Genomic DNA, 14,494 nt, shown 5'->3' with positions numbered 1-14,494 from the left:
AGCACCAGATTCAATTGGTTAGCTACTATTTTTTATTATAAATATATAATGATAATACTTATTTTAATAGGTTTACTATTTCTTCAAGCTTCTTACCACCAAAGTAAACTTTTTCGTCATTTACTATTATAGCTGGCACACTCATTATCTTATGCTTATCCTTTAAATCAGGGAAGTTAGATAAGTCTAACATTTCAGTTTCAACATTAGGGTTTTCTATTGCTATTCTTTGTGCAGCCATAACTACATCAGGGCATACATGACAAGAAAGTGATACTCCAACTTTAATATTTATTTTCTTATCTATAGACTTAATATCATTTAATATAGTAGGGTTAATTTCTTGACCAGGACCTGCTACATTATACATAGCTATAAGGAATGAATTTAATTCATGTCCACCTGGAACACCATGGAACTTAACACCGGTATATTCATTATCTTTATTTAAAATAGCCACTATAGGGAATCTATTTGCGTTAACCTTAGCTTCAATTTCAGGATTTTCACCTTTTTTATATATAACTGCATTAACTTTATCACCTAAGTCAGCTATATCTAAAATTAAATCTCTTAGTTCAATAGATTTACTATTATTTTCATCTACAATTGAAACTAAAGATATATTATTTTCAAATCTAGCTAAAACTCCTTGAATTTGCTTTCTTAAAGCATCATTTAATAATGCACTCTTACCAGGCTTTATATTAGAAGCTACTTGCGTTTCTTTCTTTTCTTCAACTTTTTCTTCTTCTACATATTCATCAACTATTCCAAGTCTTTCTTTTTGTGAAGCTACGTACTTTTCAGCATCTGTTGCAGCAATAGCACCATCAGCTACTGCAGTTACAACTTGTCTTAGCATCTTAGGTCTTAAGTCACCAGCAGCGTAAACACCATCTACATTAGTTTTCATATTTTCATCAGTTAGTATATATCCCCATTTGTCCATATCAACTTTGTTCTTAAAGATATCAGTTTGTGGTTGATATCCAACGAATACAAATATACCAAATGTTCCATCTTCTTTTGGAGGATAATATACAGAAGTTTCCTTAGTTACATTATTAATTAATTTTACTGATCTTAATACATCATCACCAACGGCTTCAACAACTTCAGTATTAAATCTTATTTCTATATTTTTATTAGCCTTAACTTTATCTCCAATAGATTTTGCACAAGTAAAATCAGGTTCTCTAGCAATTATTATTACTTTCTTAGCAAATCTAGTTAAATAGATAGCTTCCTCTGCAGCTGCAAAACCTGCTCCTATTACTAAGACTTCTAAACCTTTAAAGAATTCACCATCACATGTTGAGCAGTAGGCAACCCCTCTACCACCATATTCGATTTCACCAGGGAAACCTAATTTTCTTGGTGATGCACCTGTAGCTATAATTACAGATCTTCCTTGAATATCACCTACATTTGTTTTAATAGTCTTAACATCACCATTAAAATCCACATCAGTAACATCAGCAGTTTGAAATTTAACACCAAAATTTTCTGCTTGAATTCGCATTTGGGAAGTCATTTCTGCACCACTTGTTTTAACTATACCAGGATAGTTTACAACTTCAGCAGTAGTTGTAATTTGACCACCTGTATGTTCTTTTTCAAGTAGTAATGTTCTAAGCTTTGCTCTTCCAGCATATAAAGCAGCAGATAAACCAGCAGGACCGCCACCAATTATAACTAAATCATAAATGTTTTTGTTCATATAATCCTCCTTTATAAAATGAAATAAATATATATTTGAATATTCTATTATTATTTAATAATTATTATTGATTAGTCTGTTAAAAAAATAGCGAGTTTCCTCGCTAAATTTTACAGTGTGCCAAAGCACCATGTTATATTATAGTTTTCCAACTAAGTCTAAGCTTGGTACTAATGTATCATCTCCTGGAGTCCAGTTAGCTGGGCAAACTTGATCTCCATGTTCTCTTACGAATTGAGCAGCTTGAACTTTTCTAAGTAATTCTTCAGCATTTCTACCAATTCCGTTTTGGTGAACTTCGTAAGCTTGAATTACACCATCTGGATCAACTATAAATGTTCCTCTTAAAGCCATTCCTTCTTCTTCGATAAGTACTTCAAAGAATCTTGCTAACTTACCAGTTGGATCTGCTAACATTGGATATTTAATCTTTCCAATTGTTTCAGTTGTATCAGCCCATGCCTTATGAACAAAATGTGAATCTTCTGATACTGAATAAATTTCAGCTCCTATTTCTTTAAAGCTATCATAGTGATCAGCTAAATCTCCTAATTCTGTTGGGCAAACAAATGTGAAGTCTGCTGGATAGAAGAAGAATATTCCCCACTTTCCTAAAACATCTTCATTTGATACTTCTACAAAGTTACCATTGTGGTAAGCTTGAACCTTAAAGTCTTCTAATTTTTTTCCTATTAATGACATAAATTTTTCCTCCCTATTTCTAATAATTTCTATGTATTAATAATAATTATTAATTAATAATTTGTCAACACATTTTTTAAATATTTTTTGTATATTTTTTTTAAAAACGAAGATAATTGAAAGAAAAATGTGGAAAATAGATACATTTAATAATTAAGTAAGAATTTAGTATATTAATACAGGTTGTATATAAGATATATTTGGTATAAAATATATTTAAAAAGTAGATTTTATAGGGAGGAGTATATAGTGAATAAGGGTGGAATCAGACTATATTATAAAAATCAAGAAGAACTGAGCTATGCATTGAGAAACTACATAGATGATTACTTCGAAGGCAACATCGAAGATGAAGCATTAGAAGAAAAAATCTATATGGTTGTACAAGCTAATAAAAATAAGTTTTACAAGGACAATGAGATAGCTAAAAAACCGAAGCAAATACTTGGCAAAACAAGATTAAATGTATTAGAACAAATTCTAGAAAAAAGAAAAGAACAATAGCTTAACAGTATTGATATTAAGTATATATCAATACTACTTGGAAAGGTCTTCAAAAATTTTAATAAATTTATGATTATCTTTTCAAATATTTTAAATGATCGAATAACCATATATTATTGGTTATTCGGTCATTTTTATTATTAAGAGCTTTATTATAATACTCCCATTACTTAGGTATAGAAGAAGATAGATATTGTATTTTGGTGATTAGAAGTTTATTATGTGGCAACAAATATAATATCTATCTTCTATTTTATTTAGTAATGCTTAAATTATCTATTGAAAAACCAAAAAATTCTGGAATTAGATTTTTAGAAGAATTATTAATCAAATTGAAAAAGTAAGAGTATTGGCTTGGAGTATTACTTAAATAAATCTTAAAATATTCCTTAGATACATCAAACTCTTCAAGCATCTTATAAGATTCACTTAAAAAGAAATATAGTTCTCTTATTAAGTTATATTTTATAGAAAAGCTTTCACCTATTAAGATGGCTTTATTATATTTTTTAATTAAGTAATAGGATTTAACTAATAAAAGTGTTATATAACTATTTATATAAGCATTATCATTTAAATTAAGAGCTTTAATATAGTAATTAGCTGCAGTGTTATATTTTTTTAATAGATAATATTCGTTACCTATATAGTAATAATAAAGAAAATCTATTTCTTCTTTATTAAAGGATAAATATATATCTATATTTCTGTTACATCTTTCTATTAAGGTTTTTCTACTGTAATCAAATCCATAATTATATAGAAAGTATTCTAAATTAAGTATTTCATTATTGTGGAAATCTTTATATATTGAATTCATAAGTTTTTCGTTAATTTTTCCAGAGTAATAAAATCCAGAATTATTTCTAATTATTCTTAGAATATGTTTTCCATTATATAACTTATTATCAATAACATTTGCTAATTTTAATCTAAATCCTAAGTTCTTAGAATTTTTAAGTTTTCTTTTTATTTCATATACTTGAGAAATATCTAATGCCTCATCACAATCAAGGCATAATATCCAATCTTTAGTAGCCATCTCTAAAGCTTTATTTCTTGCAGTGCTAAAATTTTTTTCCCAAGGAAATTCTATTATTTTAGCATTATATTTTTCAGCAATACTTATTGTTTTATCAAAAGAACCTGTATCAACTAATATTACTTCATCTGCAATACCTTTTATGCTTTCTAGGCATCTTATTAAATTACTTTCTTCATTTTTAGCTATAATACAAACACTTAAGGTATCCAAATTAAATATTTCCTCCTATAATATTTTTACATTATAAGATATGATAAATAATACATCTATGCTAATAATAGAAAAATAGATATTACTCTGAATTTCTACTTTAAATTACTTAGTAGAAGGAGATTTTAAAGAAAATAATCATAATATGATAGTAGTAAATTTAATTAAAATTTCTATGGAATATTTCAGTCTTTTTATCATATTCAAAGTCTTTTAGAGAAGTTATATTTAGTTTTTCTAAAACCTCATCCATTGTATTACTATGAGTGGCAACCTTAATTGGAGAATTGTAAGCTAGATTATCAACATAAATTTTTCCTTGTTCTTTAGCAATAAGGGCTTTGGGACCACCAACACAACCACCAATACAGCCCATTCCTTCTATAAAATTAGCCTTTACTTCTCCACTTAATGCTTTATTTAATATATCTTTACATTCCTTAACTCCTTCTGCTTTAGCAGACTTGAAAAGTTTGGATTTATCAGGATATAATTCTTCTATAGCTTCACTTACTGCTATAGAGACTCCGCCAGTACGTGCATATAACCTTCCACCCTTTGAAGCATAATCTTTAGTTGGTATACCTTCCAATTTAGAAGGGTCTATTTCTAAAGCTTTAAAAATATTATCTAGCTCTTGAAAGGTTAATACAAAATCTATATCATTAACTAAATCCTTTTCTTTTGCTTCAGCTTTCTTAGCTATACATGGTCCAATAAATACTACTTTTGCCTTAGGATTTAATTTTTTTATAATTCTTCCTGCTGCTATCATTGGAGAAACAGAAGGAGAAAGGTCAGGAACTAATTCTTTATATACTCTTTTTAGCATTCCAACCCACATAGGACAGCAACAAGAAGTTATCATTAAATCATCTGGTCCATTTACATGTTTATTAAATTCTACAGCTTCTTTTATTGTAAGCATATCAGCAGCAAAAGCCACTTCAATCATATCACTAAATCCAATCTTAATTAATGAAGCTCTTAATTGATCTAGAGATACATTTTCACCAAACTGTCCAGTGATTGCAGGAGCAACAGCAGCTATAACAGTTTTATTATTTTTAATTAAATCAGCAATTGGAATAAAATCTATTTTATCTAAAAGTTTACCATCCTTACAAGAATCTATACATAATCCACAGCCAACACATAAATCATAGTTTATATATGTGGATTTGTTGTTATAATCATATAAAATTGCATCGAATGGACAAGCTGCTTGACAATTGAATTTTTTATCTTTATTTTCCTTACAATTAATATTACAACTATCTAATTTTTCTATAAACTTCTTATTAACAGCATAATTAGTAATTGCTTTTTTTATATTATAAACGTAATTGTTGTCAAATTCCAAAGACACTCCACATAGGGATGTAATAATTTTAAAGGTTTCCTGAGGAGAAACCTCATGGCATACCATAACGTTAGAAAGAGTATCGTCAAAATTTCCTTCATAATAAGATCTTACTAAAATATCAAAAAGATCATTATATTTATTATGCATTTATATACCTCCAAGTACTAAACTTTATATACTTTAGTATATATAATTCAGTAATTATTAATACTAAAAATCTATATATTAAAAACAATATTTCAAAATAAAAAAATACAAACGAAATAAAATAAAGTTTGCTAATATATAGACAAATATAGGATAAAGATGTAAAATTTATTTAAAAGAATTTTATGGAGGTTATAATTATGGAAAATGAATTTTTTTGGAATGCGTCCATTGAAGAAACTGAAAGAGGATTTATTGAAACAGAAGAGGAAGTAAAATGTATAATTTGTGAAGAAAGCTTTATAAAAGGAAGAATATATGAAGTAGATGGAAATCTATATGATGCAAAAAAAACAGCAGAGCTTCATATTAAAGAAAAGCATCAGTCTATGTTAAGTTATTTATTAAATATGAATTCAAATTATACAGGAATCTCATTATCTCAAAAATCAGTAATTGAATTAATGGCCTTAGGACTAACAGATAAAGAAATAGCATCAAAATTAGGGGTAGCAAATTCGACTATTAGAAACCATAGATATAAATTAAGAGAAAGAGAAAAACAAGCTAAGTTATTTTTAGCAACTATGAATTTACTTTCTAAGAATACAAATAAAGAGATAAACATGTTAGAAGAAGATTTTATTTGTGATCCGCACAAAGGAGCAACAACCTTAGATGATAGATTTAATATAACTAAGGAAGAAAAAATTAAGGTTATAGATACTTATTTAGATGAAAATGGGGGATTGAAAAGTTATCCATCTAAAGAAAAGAAAAAAATTATATTATTAGAAGAGATAACTAAAAACTTTAATGTTGGAAAGAAATATTCTGAAAAGGAAATAAATAGAATATTAAAAAGAATATATGAAGACTATGTAACAATAAGAAGGGCTTTAATTCAATATGGATTTTTAGAAAGATCTAAAGATTGTATTGAATATTGGGTAAAGGAATAAGAAAAGAATAATATTGCATATGAAATGTATAAGAAGAGGGGCTTTAGAGTATATAAGAAATTAAGTGATTGGATAGAATTATAGGGTAGGTTTATGACTCAGAAAATTTGATATATAATATTTATATAAATATGTTTCTTTTAGGAGGTATCTTTTATGGAAAATAAGGATATTAATTTATATGATATTTTTATAAAGTATTCATATAAAGATATTATGAAATTATTTCAAGATTCAAAGACAAAAGAAGAACGAGATTTCTATGCAAATCTATCTAATATTATATTACAAAGAGAACAAATGAAAGTTATAGGTAAGTAGTATGAAAAATTATACTATATTTGCAGGAGTTAATGGAGCAGGAAAAACTTCAATATATGAATCTGTTTATTATAAAGAAAATATAGATGAGAAAAGAATAAATACTGATGAAATGGTTGCAAGAATAGGTTCTTGGAAAGATAATAATATTCAAATGAAATGTGCAAGGGAAGCTGTAAAACTAATAAAGAAATATATAGTTGAAGGTATATCATTTAATCAAGAAACTACTTTATGTGGGAAAAGTATAATTAGAAATATAAAATTAGCTAAAGAAAAAGGGTTTTATGTTACTATGAATTATATTGGAGTTGAAAGTGTTGAGATAGCTAAGGAGAGAGTTGCACTTAGAGTAAGCAAAGGTGGTCATGGAATACCGGATGAGACAATAGAAAGAAGATACTATGATTCTTTGAAGAATTTAAATAAAGTAATTAAAATATGTAATAAAGTTAATATATATGATAATACTGAAATGTCTAAATTGGTGATGGCTTTTGATAATGGGAAAATGATTTGGCAAGATAAAAAAATACCTAATTGGTTAGATGTTAATTTTTAGTAGTAGAATTTAAATTAATTCTACTATTATTTTTAATATCTATACTTTGATTATATTAAAATAAGGATAAATAAGTAAGTTAATAATTAAAAGTAGGATAGAAATTTTAAGAAGCATAAAGAAACTTTTACTGGATTTACTGCACAGATTATTCAGAACGAGATAGACCGCTTTGAAGGTATAATAATTTAGATAAATGGGAGTATACTTTAGCTACTCCCATTTAAGTAAAAAATCTTTGAAAAAGTTTCTTTGGTAATTTTAGAGTAGAATTGCTCTTCAAAATCTTAAATTTTTCTTTAATATGATGTATTCTAAAGAGGTGCTTAACACTAAGCTTCTCTAAAAGATTAATATAATGAGTTACTTGGTTTTATATTTAGTCTAATATTAATTGAAAATGAATCATCTGTTTTTTCAGTATATAGATTACCATTATGCATTTCTATAATTTTAGTGCAGGTTTTTAGCCCGATACCAGTACTATTTACAGATTTTAAATTTTTATTTATTTTATTTTTAACTATAATAAATAAATCTTGATTTTTAATATAATATCTTATTTTGATAGGTTTAGTTTTATCAGCATATTTTGAAAGGTTAGAGAATATATTATCAAATACACGTTTCATTGAAATTAGATTCATATCTAAATGAGATATAGTGCTGCAGGGTATAAAATCAAATATGAAATTTTCATTACTTAGCATAAAAATTTCTTCTTGAAATAATTGATCGAGAATTTCAGTCACATTAAATGTTTCTAAATCTAAATCATTCTTCTTATTGAAAACTAGAAAGTATTCAAAAAGTTTATCAGACAATGATTTAATTTGATAAGCTTTTTCACGACTATTATGTATATATTGCATAAGAGATTCTGCAGTTTTATATTTCTTATATTCTATAATATCAAGATACCCTAATAATGCCGTAAGTGGAGTTCTTAAATCATGAGATATAGCAGTAATTAGTTCACTATTAGCTAATGTTGCTTCATTTTCATTTTGTAATCTCTCAATAAAAGACTTTCGCATTTCGTTTATACTTTCTGCTAGGGATCCTAATTCATCATTTCCATCAATAGATATAGTATAATTTAAATTTCCACCTTCTAATATTTTAATTTCATTTTCAATGGTTTTTATATACAAAATTTTCTTGCGAATTAAAGTAAGCATAATAATAATAAAGCATAACAATCCAATAGATACTGATATAGAAAGAATAATGTAATAATCTTTATATTCAAAATAGCAGTCTATATAAACTTTAGCATCTGTATCATAAAAAGAAACATCATCTAAGCTATCTGATATATAAGATGCTATTTTTAAATTTTCAGAGGTGTAATATGAAGCATATCTATTTGAGTTGTACACTAACTCATTATTTATAAATATATAAATATCTATATAATATTTATAATCACGAATCCACTTTTCAATTTTTTTATGATCATTAATTGATATATTATTTTTTAATACATAAGATTTAAAGTCAGATATCACTTGTGTATTTTTATTTTCAAGAAAAGAACTTTTATCATAATATTTATCGAGTATATATTCTCCAACAGAATTCACTAAATAAAATATTGAAAAAGAAATAATTAACGAAATTATTATAGATAAAGTTAATTTTTTCTCAAGTTTTGTAGAAAAAATTTTTCTATTCAATTCTGTACCCCTTTCCCCAAATAGTTTTTATATATTTGGGATTTTGAGGATCGGATTCTAATTTACTTCTTAAATTTCTTATATGTACCATTACTGTATTGTTATTTGAATAAAAATATGGTTCATTCCATACGCTTTCATATAAATTTTGTGCAGAAAAAATTTTATTTCTATTTGAGGCTAATAATAAAAGAATTCTATACTCTATTTCAGTAAGAATAACTTCTTCATTGTACATAAAAACTTGATTAGAACTTTTATTTATTTTCAAACCATTTATGTCTATAAAATCAGGTGTTTCAGGGGATTCCTTTCCCTTATATATATAATATCTTCTAAGTAATGCTTTAACTCTTGAGATTAATTCGGTATAAGAAAAGGGCTTTGAGAGAAAATCATCACTTCCAGCTGAGAAAGCCATACATTTATCTGAATCTTGGGACTTGGCGGTAAGAAATAAAATAGGAGCACTTGATTTTTCCCTAATTTCTACACAAGCTCTAAAACCAGATTTTATAGGCATCATAATATCAAGAATAATTAAATCTGTATCATCATTAACTTTATTGACAGCATCTTCACCATTCATAGCTTCAGATATATTAAAGCCTTCACTTTCTAAAAGAATTCGTACTATTTCTCTAATTTCATCATTATCATCTGCAATTAAAATATTTTTCATATAGCCAATTTTCCTCCTTTCATATTTTAGTATATATAGTAAATAGATTTTTATCTATTATTTTATAAGTCACTTAAGAATTCTTAAGATTTGATATATTAAAGATTTAAGATAATTCTTATAGAATGCAATATATGAAATGAAAAATAAAAATGAAAATATAAATTAAAATTTACGGAAGAGGAGAATAAGTAATATTGAATAAAAAGTTTACAATGAAATTTTTAGTAATATTAAGTACTATTTTATTAACTATATTGTTAATAAAATTTACGCCTAAGTTACTTTTAATTACTGTATCACTTGAAGAGTTTAAGAATTATATTTTATCTATGGGGAGTATGGGTGCGATTATTCTCATATTATTTCAAGCTTTGCAGACTATAATTGCTCCTATTCCAGGGGAAGCTATTCAAGTAGCAGGAGGGTATCTTTATGGGAATATATTGGGAACAACATATAATTTAATGGGACTTGTTATAGGCTCTGGTATAGCTTTCTATTTTACAAGATTAGTAGGTAGAGATTTTATTACAAATTTAATAGAAAAGAAAAAGTTAAAATGGATAGCCAATATTATGGATAGTAAAAAGTTTGAAGTTATACTATTTATAATTTTTATAGTACCAGGTTTGCCTAAAGATTTTATGATATATGTAGCAGGATTAACTGCAATAAAACCTGTGAAGTTTTTTATTATTTTAATAGTAAGTAGACTTCCTTGGATAATGGCATCAGCAAGCTTGGGTGCTAACATAAATGCAAGAGATTATAATACTACTATAATAATATCTGTTATAGCTGTTATTGGATTTGTAATAGGGATTACTTATAGGGATAAGATAATAAAAAAGTTATCTAATGAAAATTATTAAAGTTTGAAAGGAAGAAAATTATGGTTAAGAAATATATTCCTAATATACTGACATTTTTAAATTTATCATTTGGTATATTGTCAATAATTCAAGTAATAAATAAATATTATTTAATTGCTGCACTTTTTATAATTGGAGCAGCGTTAATTGATAGATATGATGGGAGAATAGCAAGAGCATTTAATGTATCAAGTGAAATAGGTAAGGAACTTGATTCACTTTCAGATCTTATTTCATTTGGAGTTGCCCCAGGATTTCTTATATTTTTCAAGTATGGATTAAATGATTATTTAATGGGTGTAGCTATTATGTTATTTTATATTATATGTGGATGTTATAGGCTTGCAAAATATAATATAAGTAATTTTGAGGGAGTTTTTTCTGGGATACCAATAACTATTTGTGGAAGTGTTTTAGCAGTATTATCATTAATAGTAAATATGGAAATGAAAATTATAGTAATAGTATTTATGATTATGTTTGGATATCTTATGATTTCTAAGTTAAAACTAAAAAAGATATAGTTTATATAAAGAAGGATATTAAAAAAATCACAAAAAGTAGATGAGCCTAATCCAGCAAAAATAAACTGGAATTGCTAAATATTAAAATTTATACTATATTGATTTGCTTATTAATATAGAAGTATAATACTTTTGTAGAGATAAAAACACAGTTCTGTTGGTAGTCAGAACCTATATTAGGAATATAGCAGTAACCTGCCCTCCTGGGGTTGTCCATTCTCTTATGAGTTTTAATTATCAGGAGGAAAAATTTGTGTTAACATCAGTAAAACTAACGGTATTATTTAATGATCCTTTTTGGATTGGAGTTTTTGAAATTGAAGATAAAAATTTATATATGGTTAGTAAAGCAACTTTCGGTTGTGAACCTAATGATACAGAAGTTTATGAATTTATAATAAAATATTATTATAAATTAAGGTTTTCAAAGCAAGAATCTCATGAAAATGATAGGGCATTAAAAAAAGTTAATCCTAAAAGACAGCAACGTGAAATAAAAAGGCAGTTAGAGAAAAATGTGATTGGAACAAAGGCTCAGAGAGCATTAAAGGAGCAGCATGAAATTACTAATGTAAATCGTAAGAAGAAGACTAAGGAAGAAAAACTTGCAGAAGAAAGAAGAAAATATGAAATTAAACAAGCTAAACGTAAAGAGAAGCATAAGGGACATTAAGTATTATGAATAAGATACTTTCACGGAAAAATTTCAATGAAAGTATCTTATTCATTTTTAATTTCTTAACATCTGAACAATTTACATTAAGTGTTCAATTAATATTTTAATTCCTATGCCTATTAAAATAACTCCACCAATTATTTCTGCATAGCTTTGCATATACTCACCAAGCTTTTTGCCAAGAAAAACTGCAAAAAAGCTTAATACAAAAGTAGTTATTCCTATGATTGTTATAGAAGGAATAATGCTAACACTTAAAAATGCAAAGCTTACTCCAACAGCTAAGGCATCAATACTAGTTGCAATAGCTAAAATAGTTAGCTTCTTATAAGAAAATTCATCTCTTTCACATTCTACGGCTATTTCTGTATCTTCAGTAGATTTTAGTTCTTTAATAGCTTCTATTAGCATTTTTCCACCTATAATTGCAAGCAATATAAAAGCTATCCAATGATCAAAGGATTTTATATAGCTTTCAAAATATCTACCAACCCACCAGCCAAGTAGAGGCATAAGTGCTTGAAAGCCACCAAAGAATAAGGATACTCTTAAAGAATATTTTAATTCATTTTCTTTTAAGCAAATACCTTTAGCCAAAGAAACAGCAAAAGCATCCATAGACAATCCTATTCCAGTCATAAAAATTGAAATGAAACTCATGATATGTACTCCTTTATTATAGAATTTATTATAAAAACCTAAATATAAATTAGGATTCTATTATACTTATAGATTATTATAAGAAAACAAAACGAGACTTATACGTAGAAAAACTACGCATAAGTCTCGCTATTTAATACTAAGCCAGAACTTTGTTCAATATGTTGACTTAGTAACTCTTACAAAATAGAGCTAACTACTCCCTTATACAAAAAATTATATTTATAATAATAACAAATAAATAATACTTTATCAATATATTAGTAAAATTATATTTTAATTACTACTAAATTATAATAATAAATACTTTATTAAAAAATTATTATATAACTTTAACTAATAAACAGTATATAATGAAAGAATAAAGAATTTATATAGGAGTAAAAAATGATTGTATTAAATAAAATAATATCTTTATTTTTAATAATATTAATAGGTGTTTATGGAAGTAAAAAGAACATAATAAATGAAGAAATAAACAAAGGATTAAGAAGAATACTATTAGAAGTAACACTACCACTTTTAGTTATAAATTCCTTTAGCTTTGAATTTAGTGATGGAATGGGAAAAAATGTCTTAACTGCATTTATATATAGCATAACTTTTATGGCTTTAGGAGCTATTATTTCTTATATATTTTTGTTTCCTCTTAAAGGTGAAAAGAAAAAAATTCTACATTTTGCAAATGTATTTTCAAATTGTGGTTTTATAGGCTTCCCAATAATCAATAGTTTATATGGGGCAGAGGGGGTTGTGTATACATCAATATTTAATATGGTATTCACAATAGCCTTATGGACTTATGGAGTTATGATTTTTTCAGATAAGATGTCAAAGAAAAAAATAAAAAAAGTTTTAGTAAACCCCGCAATAATAGCTGTATATATAGGAATTCCTATAATGCTTCTTAATATAAAGCTACCATCTTTTTTAATAGATACAACAAAAATAGTAGGTGATATGACTGCACCAATTTCAATGATAATAGTGGGTAGTATATTATCTAAGGTACGAATAAAGGATGTATTTAAAGAGGTTTCAATATATTATGAAGCTTTAATAAAGCTAATAATAATACCTTTAATACTTTTTCTAATTAAAATAATTATAAAAGATAATACTACTGTCATAAATACAATTATAGTTTTACAAGCTATGCCGGCAGCAGCTATGACATCAATATTTGCAGCAGATTTTAATAAAGAAAAAGAATATTCTGCCAAAGTAGTATTTATAACAACTTTACTATCTATTATAACTATACCTATAATTACTAAAATAATTAATTAAAGAATAATTATTTTTTAGTAATATCTTTTAAATGTTGAGAAAATATTATATAATAATAAAGAATTAGAATATTTTATGTTTCTTTTACAAATAACTAAAGAGACAATTTTAGAAATTGAGGTGTAAATATGGATTTAGTTTGCTTATGCAAAGGTGTAGAAAAAGATGTAATAGTAAAAGCTGTAAAAGATGGTGCTGATACTTTTGAAAAAGTTAAAGAAGCTACTTGTGCTGGAGCAGGATTTTGTGGAGCTAGCAGATGTGGAGCTAAAATAGAAGCATTAATAGAAGAAAATAAATAGTTTTTATGAAGCTGTCTTACTATGTAAAATTAAAGGAGGTTAGACAGCTCTATTGATTTTATATAATTTTATAAAATATTGTTATATAAATAATTTTGAATAATTTTTTTCTTCTCAGATATAGTTAGGTTAATATTACGAAAAATTACCATAAAAAGTTCAAATAAAAAAATATTAAGATTTAATTAAATATATTATTTGAATATTAATTGTAACAAAAAATAATAAAAACAGTATATAATGTAGATAGAGAATTAATTATTA

16 protein-coding genes and 1 pseudogene are annotated in these 14,494 nt (G+C 26.0%); 10 read left to right on the top strand and 7 right to left on the bottom strand.

Going from position 1 to position 14,494, the window contains the following annotated elements; genetic code table 11:
- Window positions 1–58 precede the first annotated feature (58 nt).
- Both ACQRD5_RS00920 and ahpC read right to left on the bottom strand, forming a co-directional pair.
- On the bottom strand, window positions 59–1,723 hold the full coding sequence (locus tag ACQRD5_RS00920) for an FAD-dependent oxidoreductase (RefSeq protein WP_291626625.1): 1,665 nt from the start codon (window positions 1,721–1,723) through the stop codon (window positions 59–61).
- Window positions 1,724–1,861: 138 nt separating this feature from the next.
- Complete coding sequence (ahpC, locus tag ACQRD5_RS00915) at window positions 1,862–2,425, bottom strand: alkyl hydroperoxide reductase subunit C (RefSeq protein ID WP_291626623.1); 564 nt, start codon at window positions 2,423–2,425, stop codon at window positions 1,862–1,864.
- Between the two features lie 249 nt (window positions 2,426–2,674).
- Between ahpC and ACQRD5_RS00910 the strand changes: the two genes are divergently transcribed.
- Window positions 2,675–2,929 (top strand): TIGR04540 family protein, encoded by a 255-nt coding sequence (locus ACQRD5_RS00910; RefSeq protein ID WP_291626621.1) that lies wholly within the window; start codon window positions 2,675–2,677, stop codon window positions 2,927–2,929.
- 253 nt (window positions 2,930–3,182) lie between these two features.
- Here ACQRD5_RS00910 and ACQRD5_RS00905 read toward each other — a convergent pair whose 3' ends face one another.
- Together ACQRD5_RS00905 and ACQRD5_RS00900 are read right to left on the bottom strand one after the other, a co-directional pair.
- The gene (locus tag ACQRD5_RS00905; protein WP_320628058.1) at window positions 3,183–4,184 is read right to left on the bottom strand and encodes a glycosyltransferase family 2 protein; all 1,002 of its coding nucleotides are present in this window, start codon (window positions 4,182–4,184) and stop codon (window positions 3,183–3,185) included.
- Window positions 4,185–4,344: 160 nt separating this feature from the next.
- Window positions 4,345–5,697: a [Fe-Fe] hydrogenase large subunit C-terminal domain-containing protein gene (locus ACQRD5_RS00900; protein ID WP_427746415.1), complete on the bottom strand. Its 1,353-nt coding sequence runs from the start codon at window positions 5,695–5,697 to the stop codon at window positions 4,345–4,347.
- A 200-nt stretch (window positions 5,698–5,897) separates the two neighbouring features.
- Here ACQRD5_RS00900 and ACQRD5_RS00895 point away from each other — a divergent pair, with 200 nt between their 5' ends.
- From ACQRD5_RS00895 to ACQRD5_RS00880, 4 genes and pseudogenes are all read left to right on the top strand, one after another.
- The gene (locus ACQRD5_RS00895; protein ID WP_291626615.1) at window positions 5,898–6,659 is read left to right on the top strand and encodes a DUF2087 domain-containing protein; all 762 of its coding nucleotides are present in this window, start codon (window positions 5,898–5,900) and stop codon (window positions 6,657–6,659) included.
- Between the two features lie 156 nt (window positions 6,660–6,815).
- Window positions 6,816–6,980, top strand: coding sequence for a hypothetical protein (locus tag ACQRD5_RS00890; RefSeq protein ID WP_291626613.1), 165 nt, complete (start codon window positions 6,816–6,818; stop codon window positions 6,978–6,980).
- A 1-nt stretch (window position 6,981) separates the two neighbouring features.
- A complete protein-coding gene (locus ACQRD5_RS00885) occupies window positions 6,982–7,542 on the top strand; it encodes a zeta toxin family protein (protein ID WP_427746414.1) in 561 nt (186 codons plus the stop codon).
- Window positions 7,543–7,638: 96 nt separating this feature from the next.
- Window positions 7,639–7,734: pseudogene (locus ACQRD5_RS00880) on the top strand (peptide deformylase); the annotation flags it as partial.
- A 158-nt stretch (window positions 7,735–7,892) separates the two neighbouring features.
- Here ACQRD5_RS00880 and ACQRD5_RS00875 read toward each other — a convergent pair.
- Entirely contained in the window at window positions 7,893–9,221 is a 1,329-nt protein-coding gene (locus ACQRD5_RS00875; RefSeq protein WP_294363479.1) for a HAMP domain-containing sensor histidine kinase, read from the bottom strand.
- Window positions 9,214–9,903, bottom strand: coding sequence for a response regulator transcription factor (locus ACQRD5_RS00870; RefSeq protein ID WP_291626608.1), 690 nt, complete (start codon window positions 9,901–9,903; stop codon window positions 9,214–9,216). Before ACQRD5_RS00870 ends, ACQRD5_RS00875 begins: the two co-directional genes overlap by 8 nt.
- Before the next feature lie 197 nt (window positions 9,904–10,100).
- Here ACQRD5_RS00870 and ACQRD5_RS00865 point away from each other — a divergent pair, with 197 nt between their 5' ends.
- The 3 genes from ACQRD5_RS00865 to ACQRD5_RS00855 all read left to right on the top strand — a co-directional run bounded on the left by ACQRD5_RS00865 (window position 10,101) and on the right by ACQRD5_RS00855 (window position 11,975).
- Entirely contained in the window at window positions 10,101–10,778 is a 678-nt protein-coding gene (locus ACQRD5_RS00865; RefSeq protein WP_291626606.1) for a TVP38/TMEM64 family protein, read from the top strand.
- A gap of 20 nt (window positions 10,779–10,798) precedes the next feature.
- Window positions 10,799–11,302: a CDP-diacylglycerol--serine O-phosphatidyltransferase gene (gene pssA / locus ACQRD5_RS00860; protein ID WP_291626604.1), complete on the top strand. Its 504-nt coding sequence runs from the start codon at window positions 10,799–10,801 to the stop codon at window positions 11,300–11,302.
- A 253-nt stretch (window positions 11,303–11,555) separates the two neighbouring features.
- Complete coding sequence (locus ACQRD5_RS00855) at window positions 11,556–11,975, top strand: YjdF family protein (protein WP_291626602.1); 420 nt, start codon at window positions 11,556–11,558, stop codon at window positions 11,973–11,975.
- Between the two features lie 81 nt (window positions 11,976–12,056).
- Here the strand turns inward: ACQRD5_RS00855 and ACQRD5_RS00850 are convergent, their stop codons facing one another.
- Entirely contained in the window at window positions 12,057–12,638 is a 582-nt protein-coding gene (locus tag ACQRD5_RS00850; RefSeq protein WP_294189380.1) for a manganese efflux pump MntP family protein, read from the bottom strand.
- 387 nt (window positions 12,639–13,025) lie between these two features.
- On the opposite strand from ACQRD5_RS00850, the gene ACQRD5_RS00845 reads away from it, so the two are divergent.
- On the top strand, window positions 13,026–13,928 hold the full coding sequence (locus ACQRD5_RS00845) for an AEC family transporter (RefSeq protein WP_291626598.1): 903 nt from the start codon (window positions 13,026–13,028) through the stop codon (window positions 13,926–13,928).
- Between the two features lie 128 nt (window positions 13,929–14,056).
- Entirely contained in the window at window positions 14,057–14,230 is a 174-nt protein-coding gene (locus ACQRD5_RS00840; RefSeq protein WP_291626596.1) for a (2Fe-2S)-binding protein, read from the top strand.
- Window positions 14,231–14,494 lie beyond the last annotated feature (264 nt).

The sequence above is a fragment of the Clostridium sp. SGI.024 genome (assembly GCF_050315195.1).
In the GTDB taxonomy this organism is placed as follows: domain Bacteria; phylum Bacillota; class Clostridia; order Clostridiales; family Clostridiaceae; genus Clostridium.
This window is presented reverse-complemented; position numbering and strand designations above follow the sequence as displayed.

What these genes read in the sequence shown, in the direction of transcription:
- ACQRD5_RS00840 (WP_291626596.1), top strand. Translation starts at nt 14,057, where the DNA reads ATGGATTTAGTTTGCTTATGCAAAGGTGTAGAAAAAGATGTAATAGTA.
- ACQRD5_RS00920 (WP_291626625.1), bottom strand. Translation starts at nt 1,723, where the DNA reads ATGAACAAAAACATTTATGATTTAGTTATAATTGGTGGCGGTCCTGCT.
- ahpC (WP_291626623.1), bottom strand. Translation starts at nt 2,425, where the DNA reads ATGTCATTAATAGGAAAAAAATTAGAAGACTTTAAGGTTCAAGCTTAC.
- ACQRD5_RS00885 (WP_427746414.1), top strand. Translation starts at nt 6,982, where the DNA reads ATGAAAAATTATACTATATTTGCAGGAGTTAATGGAGCAGGAAAAACT.
- pssA (WP_291626604.1), top strand. Translation starts at nt 10,799, where the DNA reads ATGGTTAAGAAATATATTCCTAATATACTGACATTTTTAAATTTATCA.
- ACQRD5_RS00870 (WP_291626608.1), bottom strand. Translation starts at nt 9,903, where the DNA reads ATGAAAAATATTTTAATTGCAGATGATAATGATGAAATTAGAGAAATA.
- ACQRD5_RS00845 (WP_291626598.1), top strand. Translation starts at nt 13,026, where the DNA reads ATGATTGTATTAAATAAAATAATATCTTTATTTTTAATAATATTAATA.
- ACQRD5_RS00895 (WP_291626615.1), top strand. Translation starts at nt 5,898, where the DNA reads ATGGAAAATGAATTTTTTTGGAATGCGTCCATTGAAGAAACTGAAAGA.
- ACQRD5_RS00900 (WP_427746415.1), bottom strand. Translation starts at nt 5,697, where the DNA reads ATGCATAATAAATATAATGATCTTTTTGATATTTTAGTAAGATCTTAT.
- ACQRD5_RS00890 (WP_291626613.1), top strand. Translation starts at nt 6,816, where the DNA reads ATGGAAAATAAGGATATTAATTTATATGATATTTTTATAAAGTATTCA.
- ACQRD5_RS00850 (WP_294189380.1), bottom strand. Translation starts at nt 12,638, where the DNA reads ATGAGTTTCATTTCAATTTTTATGACTGGAATAGGATTGTCTATGGAT.